The sequence below is a fragment of the Methylobacter arcticus genome (genome assembly GCF_050917435.1).
GTDB lineage: Bacteria > Pseudomonadota > Gammaproteobacteria > Methylococcales > Methylomonadaceae > Methylobacter_A > Methylobacter_A titanis.
Map to the genome: position 1 here is coordinate 1,554,628 of NZ_CP159583.1, position 23,001 is coordinate 1,577,628.

Here is a 23,001-nt window from a genome sequence, read left to right on the forward strand (position 1 = left end):
ACTGATTATAGATATTTAAAGTTATGTAGATACCTATGCCTTCAAGTGGGGGATATAAGGGCGCTTTTGATGCGTTGCTCACGGATTGCAATGGGCGGAGATCGTCCGATTATTGCAGTGCATGCAGCTTTTTTTGTAAGTCTAAGACATCTTGCAAGCGCGGTTCTAACTCATGCTGCAATAAATGCAATAATTGTTTATGCTGTTCAATACAAAATGGCTTTAACTCGCATATCTTATATTTCATGGCGATAGCTTTGCTAAGCTGCTGCTGTTGCATATAGATGAAATGCAATGTTTCATATCCGGCTGTTAAATAGGGATAAGTTTGAATGCCGTCAAGCGCAACCTGTTCCGCCTCGTCATATCGCTTTACAGCAATTAAATTTTTCACATGAATATAGTAATTTATAGGCTTGTACGGATCAGTATCGAGTAGTTTTTTGGTGAAATTAATTATATAGCTATAGTTGGATTTGCTTATGTTATTGCTAATTTCCTGCGCAAAACTGTGCATTCCAGTACTAATATACTCAGGATAATGCTCTTTAAAATGACAGGATATTTTATTAAAAATACTCATTGCTTTTGAATAATTCCTTTTATGAACATAGGCCAAACCAAGATAGGATAATGATAAATAGTCTGTATGGTTGTTTTTTAAAGCGTTCCTGGCATGAATGATAGTTTGATCAAAATCTTCTAAAGCGAAATAATTTTCAGCAAGATTCTGATAAACTTGCGCTCTTTCTTTGTTAGTAGAGCATTTTATTAATGCGCGTTTATTAATAATAAGAGCATCTTGTGCGCCTCTTGCATATCGAGTTATCTCGGCTAACTTAATTAAAATAGTCGCTGAATTATGTTCATAAGTATGCAAATATTGATGATAATACTGCATAGCCTGAGTCAAGTTTCCCTGTTCTTCTAGTTGAGCGATATTAGCCAAATCAAGAACTGGGGAATCGTAGCTGTGAATATCCCTGGTTATAATGATATTGCAGCCGGTTTCAAACCAAGTTCCGAATTTATCAATGACACAAAACCTTAAGACAGCCTCGGCTGATTCGTTTAGTTTATTGACATGATAAAAAGCGCTGCATTTTTGACCCGGATTTAAAGCAATATCAAGGGTTACTTTATTTTCAGCATATAAAATAGCCCTGCCTAAATTGGATAACCAATGATGTGTTATCGATAGTTGTCCCGCAGGCCATAAAATTTGACTGCAATTGGTTATCTCGACCATAAAAATAATTTTTTGGGCGCTTTGCTCATGTAATACAGCCTGAATATGACATTGTTTAGCAAGATCAGGTAGTGGCTCAACCCCCTCGTTTTCCACTATATTTTTAATCCGAGACTCAATACGTTCGGCCACAATCATTGCTGATATATAATATAATTCTGGATAATGTTGACTCTCTATGACATCCAATGTCCAACCGCCAGGATAATATTGTTTTAAAATATCGGATTGATCCAGTCGCGATAATTCGTTAATTAGACCGTTTTCATGAAAAAGTAAAAAAGCAATATTACCTGAATAGGTACAAGGTAAGCTTTGATCGACCATAATCAATAAAGGCACAGACTTTTGTTTTGCCAACAGTCGAGTGGCTATTTCAAAAGCCAATAAACCGCCTGAACAATATCCCCCTAATAAATAGGGACCCGATGGATTTAATTTAAGTATTTCACCGGCATAATAATCCGCTAATGACGAAAAATTATTTTCATTTAATTGAATGATATTGAATCCTGAAATTAAATCATAAAATGGCCTGTTTTTTATATGTGCGCCGAGATACTTTCCTCCATTAACAAAATATAATGGAATACCGGATAAATGCTCATTGTAAGGAAATATCAGCGGATGGTCAGGGTGCTGTTTTTCTTTTTTTCCGTTAGCATAAGTCAATAGACGTTTAAAATCATTATCAGCCATCCCATATTGATTTTTTTGCTGTGATTGAGCTGAGTTTGTTATGGACTGAAGATGAATGGCCTGCTCTTCGATAGTGTAACTTTGCAACAAACCATTAGCCGGAAAAGAGATGGCCAATTCTTTTTCTATGAATACGGTTAACTGGAAAAACAGAAAAGAATAACCGCCCAGATCAAAAAAATTGTCATGCCTGCCAACGGAAGGGATGCGTAGTATCTTTTTCCATATACGAGCCAACTGCCGCTCCAATTTTCCTTGGGGGGCGGTAAAGGTGTCTTCAGACGTTTGCGGCGTTTGTTCCGGTTTGGGTAATGCGTGTCGATCCAGCTTACCGTTCGGCAGTAACGGTATGCTTTCCACGATGATAAAGGCAGATGGCAGCATATAGCTCGGCAACTTCTCTTTGAGAAATTGACGCATGACAGCTGCATCCGGGGGATTATCTTGCATCTCGGGCACCAGATAGGCAGTCAACCGTTGGTCACCCGGCTGATCTTCCCTCATGATAACCGCTGCCCCGGCTATTCCGGAATACTGTAGTAACACCGCTTCAATTTCACCTAACTCGATGCGGTGACCGTGCAGCTTAATCTGCTGGTCAATACGCCCCAAAAATTCGACGGTGCCATCGGGCAGATAACGCGCCAGATCACCGGTTTTATACAAGCGCTCCTGAATGTCATTACTGAAAGGATTGGCAATAAACTTTTCAGCGCTTAATTCAGGGCGGTTAAGATAACCTCGCGCCAAGCCATCGCCACCGATATGCAACTCGCCCGCCATTCCAACGGGAAGCAGTTGCAAGTGTCTGTCCAGTATATAAAATTGGGTATTGGCAATGGGACGCCCAATAGGCGTGACGCCGGTCAAGAAAGTGTTGCCAGATAAACGCTGCGCCGATGACCAGACAGTTGTCTCGGTCGGGCCGTAGAGATTCCATAACGCTTCCGATTTCTTTCGTAAACGTAAGGCCAAATCATGGGGCAGCGCTTCGCCACCGCATAAGATTTTTAGTTGCGGATTGCCTGCCCAACCTGCCGCCAGCAATAAATGCCAAGCCGCCGGTGTGGCCTGCATCAGGGTAATCGAGTTAGTTTGCTGCAATGTTTTTGCTAAACCTGACCAACCCTCGGCAGTAAAAAGATCCTGGCTGATAATGACGGATTTTGCGCCGCAGATCAGCGGCAAATAAATTTCTAATCCGGCTATATCAAAAGACGGCGTGGTAAGACCCAGCAAAACATCTTGCCCATTTATATCAAGTAACTTGGCCATTGCCGTTAAAAAATTGACCATCGAGCGATGATTAATTTGTACGCCTTTGGGTTTTCCGGTGGAACCTGAGGTATAAATAACATACGCCAGGTTGGCAGAATGAAGTTCAATTTCCGGAACAATCGATAGGGTTTCTGGTAACTCGGCGTCCAAATAAATTCGTTGTATTCCGGCATTTAACGTCAAGGCATCGGTGACCGAAGCAAATTTTTTCTGGGTTAACAGCAACGCCGTTTTTGAATCGTCCAGCATAAAAGCCAGACGTTCCAACGGATAAGCCGGATCAAGCGGCAAATAGGCGCCGCCCGCCTTCAATATGGCCAGCAGGCCAATCACCAGGTCAATACTGCGCTCCAGACAAATCGCCACCAGAGTATCCGCTTGCACCCCCCGTGTTCGCAGGTAATGCGCCAAGCGATTGGCTTGGTCATTCAGCGCCTGATAACTCAGTTGCTGGTCTTCAAACACCAGCGCGATGGCATCCGGTGTTGTTGCCGCCTGCTGTTCAAAAAGTTGATGAATACAGCGGTGTTTCGGATAGTCGGTTTGGGTGGCATTCCATGTGACTAATAACTGCTGACGTTCAGCGGTTGTGAGTAGTGGCAATTGGGCAATGGGGGTTTCCGGGGCTTCAACAATGGCTTCCAATAAGGTCTGAAAATGACCTATCAACCGGGTAATGGTCTCGGCATTGAATAAATCGGTGCTGTATTCAATCGTCCCCGTTAAGCCATCGGGATGCTCCTTTAATGACATCAACAGATCAAACTTGGCGGTTGAATGCGGTACAGCAAGCCTGCTGACAGTCAATCCGGGCAATTGCAAGTCTTGGGTAGCGGGTTGCAAAATCAGCATGACCTGAAACAGCGGATGTCGGCTGGCATCTCGCGGCACATTCAATTCAGCCACCAGCTTTTCAAAAGGCAAATCCTGATGGCTGTAAGCGTCCGAGCAGGTTTTGCGTACCCGGCTTAATAGCGCATTAAAACCGGGCGCGCCGGATAAATCAGTTCGTAGTACCAGGGTATTGACAAAAAAACCGATCAGATTTTTAAGTTCCTGCCGGTTACGTCCGGCAATCGCCGTGCCGAGCACAATATCGTCCTGACCGCTGTAACGATGTAACAGTACTTGCAGGGCTGCCGACAAGGTGATGAACAAGGTCACGTGTTGCTGTCGGCTCAGCGTTTTCAAGCGCTGGGTCAATACGGCTGGCAAGTGAATGTCTGCTTGCGCACCCCGATAAGTCAGCTGTTTCGGGCGGGGCTTATCGGTCGGCAATTCCAATACGGCCAAACCGGTCAACTGGGATTTCCAGTAGCTGAGCTGTCTTTCCAGTACCTCGCTCTGTAGCCATTCGCGTTGCCAGACCGCGTAGTCGGCATACTGAATGGGCAGTTCAGGCAATTTAGCAGTTTGTCCTTGGCTAAAAGCCCGATAAAAACTAGCCAATTCTTGCCTGAACACGCCCATGGACCAGCCATCAGAAATACTATGATGCAGGGTGACCATCAGGATATGTTCCTGTTCGGATAATCTGAGCAACAAGGCGCGTATTAATGGGGCTTGTTTAAGATCGAACGGTTTATTGGCTTCTGTCTGGAGTCGGCGTTGGATTTCGCTAGTCCTATTTTCTTGAGGCAATTCTATCAAGGCGCAGGCAAAGGGTATTGACGCCCTGATGACCTGAACCGGTTCGCCGTTTTGTTCGACAAAACAAGTCCGCAGGCTTTCATGGCGAGCGACAATTGCCTTGAGGCTCTGTTGCAAGGCAGGAACATCCAGTTTGCCCTTCAGTTGAACGGCCCAAAAAATATTATAAAGACCGCCGATGCCGAGTAAGCGGTCTAAAAGCCAAAGTCGTTGCTGGGCATAGGAGACGGGGAAAATGTCATCATTTTCAACGGGGTCTTGTAAACAGGGAGTGTGGTTGTGTTCTTGAAGATGGCTCATGTTTTTTATGGATTAATGCTTACGGGGCAATGCTTTGATAGCAAGGCTTACCTGGCGATTTTCTTGTTTTAGCAGAGCTTCCAAGTGTGCCGACAACTCAGCAACGGTGGCGGCTTCAAACAATAGCTGCAGTGGAAAATCGACTTGAAATTGTGTATTAACCTGCGCGATAAATTGCATCGCTAACAAAGAATTCCCGCCTAAGGCTAAAAAATTGTCATCAATGCCGATACTTTCAATATTGAGTAACTCCCGCCACATAGTCAGCAACTTTTCTTGCAGCTGGGTGGCTGGTAATTCATTTTGATTGAATTTAATAGCTTGCGCGGACAATTGCGCTGCAAAGTAGGTCGCCATCTTATGCCGTTTCACCTTGCCGGTAGGGCCTTTGGGCAAATGGTCGCTGATTACAATACGATAAGGCACCTTAAATTCAGCCAATTTTTGCCGAACATAGTGCCGGAGCGCTTCGGCTTCTACTGGGTTTTTTTCAGTTAGGACAACAGCGGCAGCGACATTTTCACCTAAGGTCGCATGAGCTACCGAAAAAGTAACCGCTTCTTTAATGGCAGGATGTGCCAACAGGACTTGGTCAACCTCATAAGGCGATATTTTCTCGCCGCCGCGATTGATGATTTCTTTCATACGACCGGTAATGAATAAATAGCCGTCTTCGTCGAGATAGCCTAAATCCCCGGTACGAAAACCCTGTGCACAAAATGCATCCCGATTAGCGGCATCATTATCACTATAGGCGCCGATGACCGTTGGCCCTTGAACGGCTACTTCGCCCTCAGTCATTGAAGGCAGGCTTTGTCCAAGATCATCAATGACACTGATTTTACAAAGGCCGTAACTGATGCCCACTGAACCTTGTTTGCGAATGCCGGGAGGCATGGGGTTACTGCTAATATGTACCACTTCAGTCATACCGTAAGCTTCAATGAGATAGCCTAAATCCCCGGTACGAAAACCCTGTGCACAAAATGCATCCCGATTAGCGGCATCATTATCACTATAGGCGCCGATGACCGTTGGCCCTTGAACGGCTATTTCGCCCTCAATCATTGAAGGCAGGCTTTGTCCAAGATCATCAATGACACTGATTTTACAATGGCCGTAACTGATGCCCACCGAACCTTGTTTGCGAATGCCGGGAGGCATGGGATTACTGCTAATATGCACTACTTCAGTCATACCGTAAGCTTCAATAACGGGAACTCCCAGGATATTTTCCAGCTCATTGATTAAAGCAAGCGATAACGGCGCTGATGCTGAGCGAATGAAGCGTAATGACGGGTTGGTCTGAAAGCCCGGCGTTTTTTTAACTCGATCTAAAACAGCCAGATGTATCGTCGGTGAGGCGGAATACCAGGTCGGGTCGTAGGCTTGCAAATAAGCGACGAAAGTTTCTGCTCGAAACTCTGAAATATACACACAACAGCCGCCCACTGCCAAGGGCAACAAAACACTCGAAATTAAGCCATGTGTATGAAATAAAGGCAGTGCATTTAAGCAGCAATCCTGCTCGGTGAGTCCCATAAACTCGGCAACACTAAAGCAAGTTTGGCAAATAGCCTGTTGCAGAATAGGAACCAATTTAGCTTTAGCGGTTGAGCCTGATGTATATAACATCAAGGCAATATCGGTAGCACTGGAAAAACCAGAGTTGATAGCAGGCAATCCGGTATCGCCGCGCAATGAAAAACTACCCGCTCCTTGAGAAAACTCTGGAATAAGTTCAATAACCGGTATATTCAAACGTTGTGCAATGAAGATTCTCGTTGCAGAGTTTGAGTTAGCTAAAATAATCAGTGCGTTGGATTTAAGGTCAGATAAATAGCGTTCCAATTCTGCGTCGGTACAAATCGGGTTCAACGGCGCAAATGACGCACAGGAACTCACGGTAAGAAAAGCAACCGCAGCTTCCGGGCTATTAGGCAAAATGGAGGCAATGCGGCTTCCGGAGCCTAAACCCAATAAGTTTAATTGTTCGCGGATATGCTGGGTTAGGGTTAATAAATTCTTATAGGTTAATGGCAGACGCGCTGGCGCTATAATCGCCTCTTTATTAGGTGTACTGGTTGCCCAGTAAGAGAGTAATTGAACTAAACTTTGGGGTTCGGTAGCTGGAAACATGGATGTGTATTTTAAATGTAGGCTGAACAGAGAGGCTGATTATTGAATCACGTATCGGCTGCTTCAAATTTCATATACAAACATATTCATTTGATAATTCGCTTTCCGTTGATAGGTCTTGCAACCTGCAACTGGAATCCTGGGTGAGCAGTTTCAACCGGTTGGCACTGTTCCGTTTTAGCAAGATGGACTTGACCTGTTTATAAGGTGTCCATCGACTTATCTCTGAGTCGTGGAGTCTTGCTAAGACGTTTCGTGCGGCGTTAACATCCGCCTGCAACACCTCCCCGTTTTCTCGGCAATTGCTCCTGCATTGCTCTACCTCCTGCAATCCATGCAGTCGACGATAAAACTTTTCCCCGCTACGTTTCCGGGAAAGGGAGCCATCGCAAGAATCTATTTGTGAAGTGTATGCAGCATTGATGTAAACGACCGTAGAACCTCTACGGCGAGATACATTTTCTATTGCGTGGGCAATAACGCCTTTTGTCCAGGAGGACAATCGGCGGCTCACATTCTTACCGAATTTCTTACCGGCAATCGGTGAGGTTAAATCTTCGGTGACAATCACCGCCGCCTTGTCAATAACCTGATTGACGGCTTCATGCACTATCGTCCTAACACCCGATTGATGTTTAAGGGCTTGTCTGTGTAGTTTCTTGCGCCCCAAGTTATGCGGTGTCACCCAGGGCTTTTTCTTAGCGATATGCTTTAGCTTATTGCGGCGTTGATATTTCAGCTTTAGCCGGTCTGATTCTTTCGTTAAAACAGCGCCAAGGGTTACACCATGATGCACACCGTCTGAATCGGTCAATACCTCGGTGTAGCCTTTATCCACGCCGATTGTTTGGCTACCGCAATCGTTTGTTTTCACGTCTTCGGCAGCGTAATGAATTTCAACCTTATTGTTGCGCAAGATAATGCGCAGATTGCCTTTTGGCGCTACGGTGGTGCTTAACGGGATGGCGATGCGCTTGCCTTTAATCAGGCTGGGAATCTTGATCCAGACGTTTTTATGCAAGACAAAGACGGTGTAATCATCCGACCGGACGATGATTTGGTTATGGGTGTGGTTGTGTCCACGCTTAAAATATTTACACATCGTGCGCGACAAATAACGGTCGTCCAGATATTTATCGGATTTAAGCAATGTATACAGGCGTTTTTGTTCGTCCTTGTCTTGGGTGTGACGACGGATAGACTGTTTTACGTCAAATTTAGCAGCTTCACGACAGGCTTTAACGTCGCCTATTGCGTCGCATAAGGTTTGTTTCCAAGGCGTTGCGCCGACATTGAACTGCCTGCCTTGCTTAAGCCAGTTATCCCGAATGGTTCTGTCCCGTAAACCTATGCCATTAATGGAGCCGAAGCGCTCCCAAACCTCTGAGCGTATGGCACCCAGCCGCTCGGCTTGCTCGACCAGTGCCGCAAATTTGCCTTGATTAAGGTTATCGCTATAGGCTATCTGTGTTATCACTGACTGCGTCCTTTATGATTTTTTTATACCGGCGTAGTCCGTATAACCGACATGAAAAACCATGGATAATCGCCATTAAATCCTGCACCATTTCCGACTCGGGGGACAATGCTTCATTGTTAATGATGACCAGCTTGCAGCCGTGTTGTTCAAGATAATATTCAAACCAGTCCATGCCGAAGCGGGCTAGGCGATCTTTGTGCGCGATGACTAAGGTATGGATTGCCCTGGCCTCAACCAACGACATAAGCCTGACAAACTGTTTGCGCTTTAAGTTTAAGCCACCACCCACTTCAACCACGGTTTCGTCAATCGCAATGCCAGCGGCCACACAAAAATCGGCAACGGCCTTTTGTTGTGATAATAGGTCATCTTTTTGCCCTGGGCTGGACACACGACAATAACTGACGGCTATACGCTTATCGACTTTAACACCCAGAATGTCTGAAAGCTGGTCATGCGTATAGAACCGCCGGTTTGTGGGTGATCGGTGAGCTTTTAAAATACCTTTTCTATCCCATACTTGTAGAGTATGGGTAGATTTAGCTATCAGCTTTGCAAATTCATGTGGTCTGTATGTATTCATATGCTACATAATATAATATGTTTGAATACATTACAAATTACTTAGTAACACCTGGTTCTGGGACAAGCGATGGTGTTATCACTTCTATAACAAAAGGCTGATGAATAGTTTGAGTCTGTTTTATCCATGAGTAGCTACCAGAGGACGCTATCTTAAGCTTTAAAAAGACTTCAAATTCACTTTCAGCGATAACCAAGCAACCAGTGTGAGGTCTTGAATAAGCGCTTAAAAAGTAGAAAACAACCGTCGGGCTGACGGGGATAGTCTGTGAAGTGAGCGATGCAACAATGTCGCCAGCAGCAGAAACCAGTAGGTAATAGCGATATATGCCTGCTCCTGATTTACATCAGGAATCCCCTTCCTTCAGCTGGGGGAGGATGTCACTCTTAATCCTTATCAAATTCATAGTTAAGCTTTATTCTTTGCGATGTGCCGGTCTGCGTTTCAACATTCAGGGTTTTGGTTAGTTTGTGTTTTAACACCAATACGGCTTGTTTATTGAACAGGCCAACTTTAGCACCTACATAGAAATCCGGTGTCAGATATTGGCCTACAGTAGCCAAGGTATCCTGTAGTGTTTTTCCTTCTTTAATTTCAAACTCGTCAACGCCCAATTTATCGGCAATCCAGGATACCTGACCGGCTCCGTAGGATAATGCGGCGCTGGCAACCATATTACCTTCAGCTTTGCTCACTTGATTTAACGCCCTGCCGGTCACTAAATACGCCAGGGCTTCGGCTTCCGGCAAGTCGGGTTCTGAGTAGATACGCGTTTGCGGCGCTTCCAAGGGGCCGGTTAGGCTGAGAATGGCGGTAACGTCCTGGCTTCTTGATACGCGTATGGCTTCAACATCCAGCCAGGGTTTATCGACCGGACCGCTAAACAAGAAGCGTCCTTTACGCACGGTCAGTTCCTGCCCGTAGCGTTTATAACGGGCTTTGTCCATGTCGACGACGCCGTACATGGCGGTTTTTTCTCCGCTTTTGGCGATCTTCAGTTTTCCGGACAGCTTGGTTTCCAGGCCTTGCCCTGAGAAACTAATCTGCTTGCCCAGTTCAACTTCAATGTCGGCATCAATATTGATTGCTGTCGGTTGCTCGGCTTTTTGTTCGCCGATAATCACTTCATCAGGACTCGCTTTTACCGCATTTTCAGGAATTTCCTTTAGCTGCAACACGGCTTTGGGGATTTTCAGTTTGCCGGTCACTTTGCCTTGCCTGTCGGCAAACAGCAGCTTTAATGCCGGCGAAACGACTATTTGCGCTTCGGGCAGTTTGGCGGCGTCAAAGTCGGTCCCGTTCAGCATTATTTCTGCAGCACCACCTTGCAGGTCGGCAAAGCCGTCGAGATTGACAAAGCCTTGCCCCGATTTGGCCGAGCCGCTGAGCTGAATGCGTTCGACTGCTGCAAGCGCTTGAAGTTTTATTTCGCGAATTTCCAGACCCAGTTCAGCGATGTCTGCAGCGCCGCCGCTGAAACCGATTACCCCGTTAGCAATCGGTGTGTCGAGGCTGCCGGTCAATGCTAAATCTGCCTTAAGTTCACCTTTTATATTCGATAACTGCGGAACAAAAGGATTCAGCAGCGAAAACTCAATGATCGAAGCCGTCACTTGACCCGATAGCGTTTGGGTTCCCCCTGTGTCCAGTTGCAGACGGGCGCGCAAATAATCTTGGGCGGCCAGCGCCAAGTTAAGGTCGGCTGAAACAATCTCTCCTTTAATCTGGCCTGACAACGACGACGCACCCAAAGCAATCTTGGTACTGGTTTCCTCAGCCTTTAAGGCAACGGTCGTAGGGGGCATCGTTAATCGGTAATTGCCGATCAACAAGCCCTTTTGCTGCTGCATGTCTGCGTCGGCATTAATAAGGCCTGTTATTTTCATCTGTTCAGGCAGATAGGCTTGCATCAGGCTGGTCGGCAATTCCCTGGCTTTAATGGTAAAGCTAAAATCGCCGTTGGCCGGATAATGCCCCTGCAGGCAAATAATGGCGGCCTGTTGGGTCAGACAGGTTTTCGCCATCGTTGCATCAACGCCGACGGGGCTTTGGGCAATGCGGATAAGCATGTTGCTGCTAAGTTGCCAGCGTCCGAAATCCCTGGAATTCAAATCCAGTTTGAAAAAATCGCCCTGCCATATATCGCCCTGCAAACGGCCAGTAAGCGCAGTTGATACATCGCCATAAGAAGAACGGATGTCGGCGTTAAAGCGATGCTGGTCAACTGTGCCAAAACCGTCGATCAGCAGTTTTTCGATTTGAGTGGCGCCGGTTTTAATGGTGCCGGCAGACAGCTTCATCTTGGAAATCTTTTTGTCGTCGCTCTGATAATCGATGTTGACGGCTAACTGTTCGGCGCGGTGTTCGGCAAAGCGCAGGCGCTTGCCGGTAGCCTGAAATTTTACCGACGGGTTTTGCCATGCGCCTTGCAAATGCCCGTCACCTTGTAAACTGCCGCCTAGACCCGGCCATAACGATTCCAGCTTAGGCGCATCAATCATTAGATCGAGCACAGCTTGTTCCTGACCCAGGGTGCCGTCGACGGCAAATTTATTCGCCCCCGAAACCAGTTTAAAGGCATCGACCTTGAGTTGCCCGTCAGCCAAAAATAGCTTGCCGTTTGCGCTAACCGGGTAGCCTCTTAGCTTGCCGGTCAGTTGGCTAATGTCGGCATCCAGTTGCAATGCTTCGCCTGCCAGTTGTCCTTTAAAATGGGCATTAAAGGTCAGGCTGCCGGGCAGTTCGGGCATCAGGATCGCGGGATTGAAATCTTGACCGGCCGCTTTCAGGTCGAAAACCGTGGCGTCTTTCCACGATATATCGCCGTCGATCTTGAATGCTCCGGCCGTTGATTTGAGCTCCAGTTTTTCAATGGTCAAGGCATCGATGCTGCCTTTGCCATTAAACACCAGCCTAGCTTTGGGCAAATACGGCTGGGTTAAATCCCCGTTTAGCGTAATCCGGTAATCGCTGAGCAATCCGGTCAGCTCGAAATTGCCTTGTTCGCTGCTGACTTGCGGCGCATCGCCTGTCAGCGGCCAGTTCAGTTTTTGCCAATCGCCGCGCAAGTTTACTTTCGGTTCGCCCGACAAATCATCCAGGCGACCTGCCAAGGTTAAGGTAAATGGCGATGTTAATTGGCTATCGAAAGCCAGTTGTTGCAGGTCGCCCTTGATTGTGGTCTTTGCCTGCCACAGGCCGTTGTCTGCTGTGCTAACTTGCCAATCGGCAGTCAAATTCAAGGGAAAGCCTTTGCCCAAACCCATTTGTCCCTGCGCTGTCAGTCCAGCCGGTTCGGCATTGACGGACAGCGAAACGATGTTAAGACGACCTCGTTCGGTAAAGGCCGACAACTGCAGCTCTTCCAGATGTTGCCGATGCTCGCCTTGCTGAAAGCTCAGGTTGGTCACCAGCAGATTTTCAATGGCAATCTGCAACGGCAGAAGCAACTCGGCATTCAAGTCGAATGTTCCGGGATCTGCCTGCGTGGTCTCAGTCAGATTAATGTTGATATCATTGGCTGTCACATCAACAATTTTAACAATCCCCGAGAACAGTTGCGAAGGTTGCCAGGCAAAAGCAAGCCGGTTAATGGCAATGGTTTCGGTATTGCTTTGATAGTGCAGTCCGGTCAAGGTGATACGGTCAAGCAAGCGGCCTTCAATATTTTCAACCGAGACTTGCGTCGGCAAAACGGTTTGCAATAGCCAGCGGCTGCCGCTTGAACTGGACATCAAGCCGAGCAGGCCGGCCGGTATCATCAATACCAGCATCAGGCCGAGCAGAGCCCAGCGTTTTTTCATAGCCTTGCGCCTGCGGCAAAATGGATTTGGAATGACGAATCCGCATCATTCAAAGGTATGGCAAAATCCAGCCGGATCGGGCCGATAGGCGAATACCATCTTACCCCCAATCCCGCACCGGCTTTGATGTCGATATTGTCGGGATTGAACGCGTTGCCGCCGTCGATGAATGCCGCGAGGCCCCAGTCGTCAAGCACAGGGTGCTCGTATTCCGCGCTGACTACGCTTAAGAACTTGCCGCCTACCACGTGGCCCAGCGGGTCTTTCGCGCCCAGTTCCTTATAAGCGTAACCGCGTATGCTGTTCATGCCGCCGGCATAAAATCGGTATGATGATGGTAGCCGGTCGAACTCGTCGACCAGCATTGCGCCTTGCTCGGTTCGGCCGATAAACGTGCCGCCCCAAGGTAAGAGATGCATCCAGACGGCGGCTACGGAACCTTGCGCAAAACTGACATCGGACAGTGGGTTTTTATAACTTCCGGCCAGATTAAGCTCTAGGCGATGACCGCGCGTAGGGCGCATAGCGCTATCGGAAACGGAACGCAACCAGCTGCCGCCAGGTACCAACAAAAGCACTTGGTTGGATGTTTCGCCGATGGTGAAATCTTCGTAGACGGAGTCGATAAAAAGCGTCTGTCTCCAGCCGTTGTCGAAGATATGCTTTAACCGCGCGGAAAGTTTCGCCGATAGCGATTTAAAGGTATCGGTATCTTCTCGCTTGAAGCCTCCGCCGAAACTGAAGAAATCGCTGACTGGATTGTCGAGGGGGACGCTGTATTCGGCATCAGCTGTTGACAGTACCGGAGAGAGGTCGATATTGGCGTTAAAAAAATGGCCCTGTCGATTCACTCGACGGTTGATATAGGTAGCGCTCAACAAAGGCCCGATGTCGGTATCGAAACCCACGCCCAGGCTGTAATGGTGCTTGCTTTTGGGGTGCAGCTTAAGTGACACCGGCACCTGTTGCTGATCGATGTTTTCGGTGTCCGGACGAATGTCTATCATGTCGAAATAACCGCTTTTTGACAGCGTGTTGTGCGACTTAGCGAGTTGCTCGCCGGAATAAAAATCGCCGCTTTTGATGGAAATGAGTTTTTGCACAAAGTCCGGGTTCAAAATGTCCTGATCAACCCTGATATTGCCAAACACCATGCGTTTTCCTGCGTTAAACACCAGCTGGATATGCGCCTTGTTGCTGGCTTTGTCGATTAACAGCTGTTTTTCTGAAAAGCTGCTTTTTAAATAACCTCTTTCCAGCGCCAACGATTGAATCCGGCTTTTCATCTTTTCATAGTGATCGTGACGGAGCGGCTTTCCCTTTGCGGTCAGCAGTTGGTTGCGTAGTTTTTGGAATTCGGGGTCCTCATCGGCATCGCCGGTTATGGAGATAGTGACCTCATCAACGATGACTTGCGGACCGGGATTAATAGCAAAGTCTGCTTGCCAGCATGGGGTGCTGAAAGTCAGCGATTTTGTGATAACGGGATGGTAATAACCCAAAGCCCGTAAAGCCAGCTTTATATCTGTATCGGCTTGGTCGAACAAGTCGCGTATTTTCCATTCTGGCGAGTTGCAATTTTCTTTTACCAACGATAGTAAGAGTTCGACATTTTTTTTAGCTTCGCCGTTAAGCCCTTTAACAGAAACATCGGCAAGCACAACGGGGACCGCCAAACACAGCAAGAGCAGGAAGAGGGTAACTCTGACAGTGACAGAAATCGCTCGCATAATGAGTTCAATGATTTATTCAACAATGCCGGATAAGATAATTAAACTGCATGGTTTCAATGGGTTATGATGTTCACTTGGGGCTCTTGAGGCGACTCCTGTCAAATATCGTCGAGTTCGTTATTATGCAGCCTGCCCGTGCCGTGGGCTTGGTTTTCAGGTGTTCGTCGCCTCAGAATAGTACGGCATATTGTTTGGGCAAGATTCAACTATTGCCAGTGTAACACGGCTTCCGCTCATGTCAGCGCTATTGAGATTTTAAATATTTTATTATTTTATATTGAAAAGTGAAGAGAGTAATATAATTAAAAAGTGAGTTCTTTTAATGAATCTATATAGAAATCTATATGATTTGAAAGTCCTGATCCATGCATTGGAAAAATAATATCTATTTTGTTTTCTTTTATTTTGTCTAATGCATGGTTAAGATAATTATGTGATGGCAAGTAATTATCTTTATGTATTGATGCAATAATTTCTGTTATACAATTTTCATTATTTATTCCTGTAAATTCACCTTTTTGTATGAATAGATCGGAAGAAAATAATATTTTTTGTTCAATCCAGTAAACAACTAGGCTATCCCACTGATGAACATGCTTTGTGTATATAAACTTTAATGAACATCCTTCGAATATAGATATAATCTTGTTATCCTTTACAGGCTTTGCTCGCGCATTAAATATATCGTTTAAACCAAATGTGCAAATAGGATGCGCATATACCTTTACTTTCTGCTTCGACACGTTCAATATTTCGGGTAAGGCTCCCATTTCATCTGCTTCGAAGTGAGGAACTATGACATTGTCTATGTTTTCTGGATTCAATCCCATAGAGGCTATATTTTTTGATAATGCACCAAAATCATTCCTGAAGCCAGTTTCTATTATGGTTATTTTTTCATCTTTAGACACTACTATAAACTGGTTAAATGACAAGCCTATTTTGTCTATAAAAATAGAGTTCACATAAAGGTTTTCTAGCATCTTCACTATTTTTGATGGCATAATTATTATGGAGGGTATGTTGATTATTCATATTTTACTAGAAAAATGTCTAGTCTGTTTTTTTAAATAAACTTTAATAAGGTAGATATTTTTGTCAAATGTGAGTTATTTATTTGTGCTACTTATCATTGTCTTAGTAGCATGTTTTTCTTATGTTCAATAATTTTTTTTAAAAAGATTTCTCCTTTCTCTCCAAAGACTTCTAAATACTTTTTTACAAAAGCATTATTTGTCATTAAAAATGCAATATCAGTTATTGCCATATTTCTTATGGCTAATAAAGCAATTGGACTATCAAGGGGAAAAAAATTATCATTCCATAGCCCCTTTTCTTTACACCCTGGGTAAAACTGACCAATCATTAAGCTTTCTTCTACAAATATTGGCTTTAATTCATTTTGGATGGATTCAATTTTAGAATATTCTTCTTTATTAATATACGGGTAAACATTTATTATTACCTTGTAACTTTCTCCATTAGTCGTTTGTAGTTCTTTAAATAGCTTAATTTGACTTGCTATCTTTTTGATTTCACTTTCTTTATCCAAGCGAATAGACTTTTCTAGTGTAAAGAAAATACTATCCTTATTGATTGCTTCTTTTGTCAGCGGACAAACATTACCAGAACGTCCTAATGATGGATGAGGGTTGCATAAAAATTCAGTTATCCATTCTTTTATGCCTTTCAACTCTTCCGCACTGCTATTCTTCCATGACAGTAATGATATTGAAGGGGCTATTGGAATTGACTTTAACGGATCAATATTTTTTTCTAATGCTGATTCTGGTGAAATCATTGCTTCTCCTTATTAATAATGGGGGGCGCGCACTTCTCCGGTAAGGGAATCTACTTAAGGCTGTATAGAGGCCGGGCATTTGCATACCAAAGTTTTTTTGGCTTGTCTACGGCACGAAATAGAGCACCGTTGGTCAGCCATGTATTTCAGATGAAATACTAAATTAGAAGTTTCTCTGAAATTAATGTAAGAGCGCTCAATATCCAATAACTCCGTTGATGTTTATGAATATTCAACTGTTCTTAACTAAAATAGACCGCTGAACGACTTGTTTTGGCACTAGGAGCGTGCCAACTGTCGTTAGAATGTACAATATTTGGACCTATCCATACAATACGTGTGGTTACCTACTCCTATTTGATTGAAATAGATGTATATTATTAGCTGACATTACGCAGGAAAACTAAAAATCAATAACTTACGAAGTAAAAAAATGACTATAAGTTATTGATAGTGTGTAGTTAGTACGTAACCGCAGTAACAAGTTATGGGCGCTGTCTTATCATTTAAGTCATTCTGACTTAGCAGTCAGCACACCCGATAGCAATGGCGCTTAAATTTTTTGATAAAAAATAAAACCATTTACCATATAAATCAACAGCGATGACCCATTATTTCAGACAGTTGCGACTGACTGTGTCGGTTAAGAAATCGCTAATTAAACACTTTTCTAAAAAAATCAGCTTGTCTTCGTCTGTCTACATAGTAAGACGAAACAAGCTCTGATTCTGGGGTAATATACAAATGCACTTGTCTGATCCATCTAGCGAATTACCAGAGCTGTTTCAAAAACCGGACATGATTAAATTAATGGAACGGCAGCTGGATTACTGGAAGTTACGGCTAGCAGATGCGCCCGCGCTAGAATTGCCCACCGACAAGCCGCGCCCGACGGTACGGCCTTTCCGCAGGGAAACTCGGACATTCAGCTTATCGCCCGGCTTGGTAGAGAAATTGAAAGCCCTGAGTCGGCACGAAGGCGTGCCCTTGTTCATGCCTTTGATGTCGATTTTTCAAGTTCTTTTGCACTGCTACAGCGGCCAGGATGACATTGTGATCGGTACACCGAGCAATGGGCAGAGTCGTTTAGATAAGGAAAGTTTGAACGGATTTTTCGGCAATCCTCTGGTATTGCGTACCAATCTTTCCGGTAATCCGAGTTTCCGTGACTTGCTGACACAGGTGCGAGAAGTCGTGCTTGAGGCTTACGCCAATCAGGATATGCCGTTTGAAAAACTGGTCGAAGCGCTTGATTTGCAAGGCGACTGCAGCCGCAATCCGCTGTTTCAGGTCATGTTCATCTTCCAAAATCTTCCCGATGATACCGCGTCGTTAAACAAAATTACCCCGAATTTTCTACAGGACGATACCGGAACCCTCCCATTCGACCTTATCCTTGAACTATCGGAAACCTTGCATGGCTTGGCAGGTGAGGTGCAGTACGCGGCTGACTTGTTTGAAGCCTCTACTATAGACCGCCTGATCGGCCATTTTCAGACTCTTCTTGGCAGCATCGTCGCTCACCCGGAGGCGCATCTGTCCCAATTTTCCTTGCTGACTGAACCTGAGCGCCGACAATTACTGGTGGAGTGGAATAATACGAGCGTAGCGCTTCCCGACGCTAAATTCATTCATCAATTGTTCGAAGAACAGGTTGAGCGCACGCCTCATGCGGTGGCTATAGTTTGCAAAAATCAACAACTAACCTATGGCGAACTCAACGCCCGCGCCAACCAACTTGCTCATTATTTGCGTCATATCGGTGTTGAGCCGGAAGTGCTGGTCGGAGTCTGTCTTGAAAGATCTATTGACCAGGTGGTTGGTTGGCTCGGCATCCTTAAAGCCGGTGGCGCCTATGTGCCCTTTGATCCTTGTTACCCAAAGGAACTGCTGGCGTTTATGCTTGAAGACAGTGCTCCATTAGCGTTGCTGACTAATAGTCAGTATGAAACACTGTTCGCTGATCTAGCGAAATGCCCGCGTTTGCTTGATTTATCTGCCCAGTGTCCCGTGTGGGCAATATTTCCTGACACTAATCTTGACCCTAAAAGTGCAGGACTCAAGCCTGAAAATCTGGCTTATGTTATCTACACGTCCGGCTCCACCGGAAAGCCTAAAGGAGTCGAAATATTGCATCGAGGTTTACAAAACCTGCTTCCCTGGTATATCAGCGAGGGAACTGATCTTACTTGCGATGATGCAGTTTTGGTGGTGACATCTATGGCTTTTGATGTGACTCAAAAAGTTATTTACGGCCCATTACTTGCTGGCGCCAGACTGGTTTTAGCGAGCGAACCCTTTAATCCGCAAGTCATTGTAAATCTGGTGCTACAAGAGCGCATTAGCATGATGACCCTCACGCCGAGCGGATTTTATACGCTGATCGATGCCAGTAATAACGGAGAACTCAGCAGTCTACGGCGAGTTTTTTTGGGAGGCGAGCCGATGCAGCCATCCAAACTGTTGGAAATGCCGGAACCACGGCCCGAGTTTTTCAACAATTATGGGCCGACTGAGTGCACCATAATAGCTACGTGTTACCGTATGTCTTCTGAGCTTGAACAATATCTCAATCGACCTGTACCCATTGGAAGACCCATTCGGAACGTCCGTATTTACATCTTGGATGGCTATCGGCAACCGGTGCCCATTGGCGTCGCAGGCGAAATTTATATCGGCGGAGTGGCGGTTGGGCGTGGCTACTTAAATCGTCCGGAGTTGACAGCGGAGCGTTTTGTACACGACCCATTTGTCCCAGAAGCCGACGCTCATATGTACAAGACAGGCGACCTAGCTCGATGGTTGGCTGACGGTACCATTGAATTTCTGTTTCGCAACGACTTACAGGTAAAGATCCGGGGCTTCCGCATCGAGTTAAGCGATATTGAGGCGGCATTGCTTCAGCACCCGCAACTACGTGAAGTAGTGGTTGACGTGTACGAGACTGTTCCAGGAGACAAACGGCTTGTTGCTTATATGGTTTCCCGAGGCAGTTCCACCATCACCTCAACTGAAGTGAGGGGCTTTCTTAAGCTAAAATTGCCGGAATTCATGATACCGTCAGCCTATGTGTTTCTCAACGCCCTGCCGCTCACGCCTAATGGCAAGTTGGACCGTAAAGCCCTGCCACTACCTTTGGCGGAAGCAGTATCCAAGGCATGCGCCGCTCCACGCAATGAGATCGAACGCAAACTGATTGTTGTCTGGGAAAATTTACTGGGTGTGAAGAATATTGGCATTCACGATAATTTCTTCGAGTTGGGCGGACATTCCTTGCTGGCGGTTAAAATAGCGATTGAAATTAGCAAACAGTTCAATTTCGACATTCCCTTGGGCGCAATTTACCAATCTCCAACAGTTGAGGAGCTGGGAATAATCATATCGTCTGGTAATCAGCAACCTTCACGGTATTCTCTTGTTTCAATTCAGGCGCAAGGTTCACGGCCACCCTTATTTGCGATTCACACCATTTCTCTGCTGGACTTGCCCCGGTATCTAGGAAAGGATCAACCGCTCTATTTTCTCCGATATGGCATGGCGGCGGAAAACAGTAATCATTCTGTTCGTCTGCCGCTATTAGAAGAGCTGGCTAGCCATTATATTAACGAGCTGCAACTGATACAGCCGCATGGTCCCTACTATTTGATGGGTTTTTCCTTTGGTGGCATTATTGCCTATGAAATGGCTTGTCAATTACGTGCAAATGGATATGAAGTGAACTTTGTGGGCCTGCTAGATACACACCTGACCCATGAAAAGCAATTTTTACCCTATCATCGGAAGATGCATCGGTTGTTTAGCCAAAGTCCACGTCAATTGTTGACGATGGTCAATCATAAAATCACCGATCTGATAACATTTTATAAATATGGCAAGGATTTTTGGCCTCACATTTATACGGGAGCGCCCGATATAGTTTGTCACAATAGTTATCAACCAAAGATATATAAAGGTCGGGTGACGTTATTTCAGGGATTAGAGAGCGATAATGCAATCTCTAGCTATGCTCCTCCAGAACTGGCATGGACACAACATTTGGGCGATAGGCTAGACGTTCAACCTGTTCCCGGAGCACATTTTGATATCTGCAAAGAGCCTCACGTCAAAATTCTGGCTGAAAAATTAATCGCTTGTATGGATAAAGCCATTAACGAAAGAGGTGATCCATTATCTTGAACCGCAGAATTAATGAATCAACGGGGGCAGGTTCAATGCCGGTAAGTTAAGGGCTAACCCTTTTATTTCGCAAAAATATGGCCCGTAGATTCACGTATTTTTTTTAAAAAAGGGCCAGGATAAAACATTGGAAATGTCATTAATTTAGTCTCTATGTAGAAAAATAGTATTAACAACCCTCGTTCAAAGAAAAATGTCGCCTTTCAGAGCCTGCTTTTACACGCACGCACTCAATTTCCCTGCTCTAATGCGGTACCTACAACCTTAAAAAGTACTCAAACCAAGTAGATCTCGATCAGTTTTTTAAGCGTAAAACTGAGTTGAGGAGGCAAATCACTACCGTTTTATGATAAAAACAGGGCAGGCCGGTACTTTCAAGCCTCGTTACTTCAATAGGTTCGCAACAATAAATCGTTAGAGAATCGTGGTGAACGTGCGGGGATAGATTCAACAAGAGCCCGAATATAGGGCTGCAAACATGATTTTTGTTGGTGACATTAATAGTGAAAACTTATCTTGCAATAAACGAGGAGTCCATATAGGGGAATAGTATATAATTCCCGCAAAAAAGATCGCGGAGGATGACACCCCCGATCTGTTTTCAGGGCATGAAAATCACATCCTTTGTTGAAAAAGTTGAGCATCGCGTTACCTTCCCATCTCTTAGCAGTGTTGTCATAACAGTGCAATAATAATCGATACTTTATATGTTCCCGCTATGGAAAAAACGAGTTAAACGATGACCATTATTCAAAATTTGATACGTCACATACGCCTGCTGGAAATTGTCGGTGATTTGATACGGGTGCGGGCAGAAGGCGTGGCTTTTGGCGATATTGCCGTGGTTGAAAATATCGACGGCGAGTGTTCTCTGGCCAAAGTTGTCGATCTTGACCGGGACATTGTCAGTCTGCAGGTGTTCTCCGGCGGCAAAGGTTTGTCGACCGATGCCAAAGTTAATTTCCTCGGCCGTCCGCTGGATGTGGTCTATTCCGATAACATCCTGGGCCGGGTGTTTCGGGGCTCCGGCGAGCCTATCGACGGCGGCCCGGCACTGCCGACCGATCCGCGCATTCCCGTGGGCGGCCCTACGGTGAATCCGGTGATGCGGGTGATGCCGTCGCGGATGATCGAAACCCGGGTGCCGATGATCGATTTGTTCAATTGTCTGGTGGAAAGCCAGAAAATCCCTATTTTTTCCATTGCCGGCGAGCCGTTCAATGAGCTGCTCGCGCGCATCGGTTTTCAGGCCAATGCCGATGTCGTGGTGTTTGGCGGCATGGGTTTGATTTTCGATGACTATCATTTTTTCCGCACCGCCTTTGAGGAACACGGGGTTTTTCACCGCACCGTGATGTTTGTCAATCAGGCTTCCGATCCGCTGGTCGAACGCTTGCTGGTGCCCGATATGGCGCTGGCGGTAGCCGAAAAGATGGCGGTTGAAGACAATAAACGGGTGCTGGTGCTGCTGACCGATATGACCGCTTTTGCCGATGCGATGAAAGAGCTGGGCGTGGCGCAGGAACGCATCCCGGCGGTGCGCGGGCACATGGGCGACTTGTATACGCAACTCGCCTCGCGCTATGAGAAAGCCTGCGATTTCAAGGGCGCGGGTTCGGTGACGATCCTGAGCGTGACTACGATGCCCGGCGATGACGTGACCCATCCGGTGCCGGATAATACCGGCTATATTACCGAGGGGCAGTTCTATCTGCACGATGGTTTTATCGACCCGTTCGGTTCGCTGTCAAGGCTAAAGCAGCATGTCGTCGGCAAAGCCACGCGCGAAGATCACGGGCAGATCATGAACACCATGATCCGTTTTTATTCCGGTGCGGTGGAAGCGAAAAAGAAGCAGGCAATGGCCTTTGAATTATCGCTGTTTGATGAGAAATTGCTCAAATACGGCCATTTATTCCGCGAGCGCTTTATGGATACCCGGGTTTCGCTGCCGGTTATCGAGGCCTTGGATCTGTGCTGGTTGACGCTGGCTGAATGTTTCGAGCCCAAAGAACTGCTGATGAAGCAGAACCTGATTGATACCTATTACCCGAAAGCCGCCTTGAGCAAAGCCGAGCCGCAAGATGCTGCGGACAAGGCCGCGTAAACG

At 46.0% G+C, this 23,001-nt stretch carries 10 protein-coding genes; 2 read left to right on the top strand and 8 right to left on the bottom strand.

Translation table 11 applies throughout. The features are described from left to right. Positions 1–109 precede the first annotated feature (109 nt). From ABXJ76_RS07505 to ABXJ76_RS07540, 8 genes are all read right to left on the bottom strand, one after another. Positions 110–5,176: an amino acid adenylation domain-containing protein gene (locus ABXJ76_RS07505; protein WP_432745670.1), complete on the bottom strand. Its 5,067-nt coding sequence runs from the start codon at positions 5,174–5,176 to the stop codon at positions 110–112. A 12-nt stretch (positions 5,177–5,188) separates the two neighbouring features. Beyond that, on the bottom strand, positions 5,189–7,315 hold the full coding sequence (locus ABXJ76_RS07510; protein ID WP_432745671.1) for an AMP-binding protein: 2,127 nt from the start codon (positions 7,313–7,315) through the stop codon (positions 5,189–5,191). 70 nt (positions 7,316–7,385) lie between these two features. Continuing rightward, the gene (locus tag ABXJ76_RS07515) at positions 7,386–8,792 is read right to left on the bottom strand and encodes a zinc ribbon domain-containing protein (protein WP_432745673.1); all 1,407 of its coding nucleotides are present in this window, start codon (positions 8,790–8,792) and stop codon (positions 7,386–7,388) included. After that, positions 8,770–9,378 carry an IS607 family transposase gene (locus ABXJ76_RS07520; RefSeq protein ID WP_432745674.1) on the bottom strand — a complete coding sequence of 203 codons (609 nt, stop codon included), beginning with the start codon at positions 9,376–9,378 and terminating at the stop codon, positions 8,770–8,772. Before ABXJ76_RS07520 ends, ABXJ76_RS07515 begins: the two co-directional genes overlap by 23 nt. 386 nt (positions 9,379–9,764) lie before the next feature. Continuing rightward, positions 9,765–13,181 carry a translocation/assembly module TamB domain-containing protein gene (locus ABXJ76_RS07525; protein WP_432745676.1) on the bottom strand — a complete coding sequence of 1,139 codons (3,417 nt, stop codon included), beginning with the start codon at positions 13,179–13,181 and terminating at the stop codon, positions 9,765–9,767. Then, entirely contained in the window at positions 13,178–14,911 is a 1,734-nt protein-coding gene (locus tag ABXJ76_RS07530; RefSeq protein WP_432745678.1) for an autotransporter assembly complex protein TamA, read from the bottom strand. Before ABXJ76_RS07530 ends, ABXJ76_RS07525 begins: the two co-directional genes overlap by 4 nt. 305 nt (positions 14,912–15,216) lie before the next feature. Next, positions 15,217–15,918, bottom strand: coding sequence for an MBL fold metallo-hydrolase (locus tag ABXJ76_RS07535; protein ID WP_432745679.1), 702 nt, complete (start codon positions 15,916–15,918; stop codon positions 15,217–15,219). 125 nt (positions 15,919–16,043) lie between these two features. Continuing rightward, positions 16,044–16,715, bottom strand: a complete 672-nt coding sequence (locus tag ABXJ76_RS07540) for a DUF6875 domain-containing protein (protein ID WP_432745681.1) — start codon at positions 16,713–16,715, stop codon at positions 16,044–16,046. A gap of 750 nt (positions 16,716–17,465) precedes the next feature. On the opposite strand from ABXJ76_RS07540, the gene ABXJ76_RS07545 reads away from it, so the two are divergent. After that, a complete protein-coding gene (locus ABXJ76_RS07545; protein ID WP_432745683.1) occupies positions 17,466–20,891 on the top strand; it encodes a non-ribosomal peptide synthetase in 3,426 nt (1,141 codons plus the stop codon). A gap of 739 nt (positions 20,892–21,630) precedes the next feature. Next, positions 21,631–22,998, top strand: coding sequence for a V-type ATP synthase subunit B (locus tag ABXJ76_RS07550; RefSeq protein WP_432745685.1), 1,368 nt, complete (start codon positions 21,631–21,633; stop codon positions 22,996–22,998). Positions 22,999–23,001 lie beyond the last annotated feature (3 nt).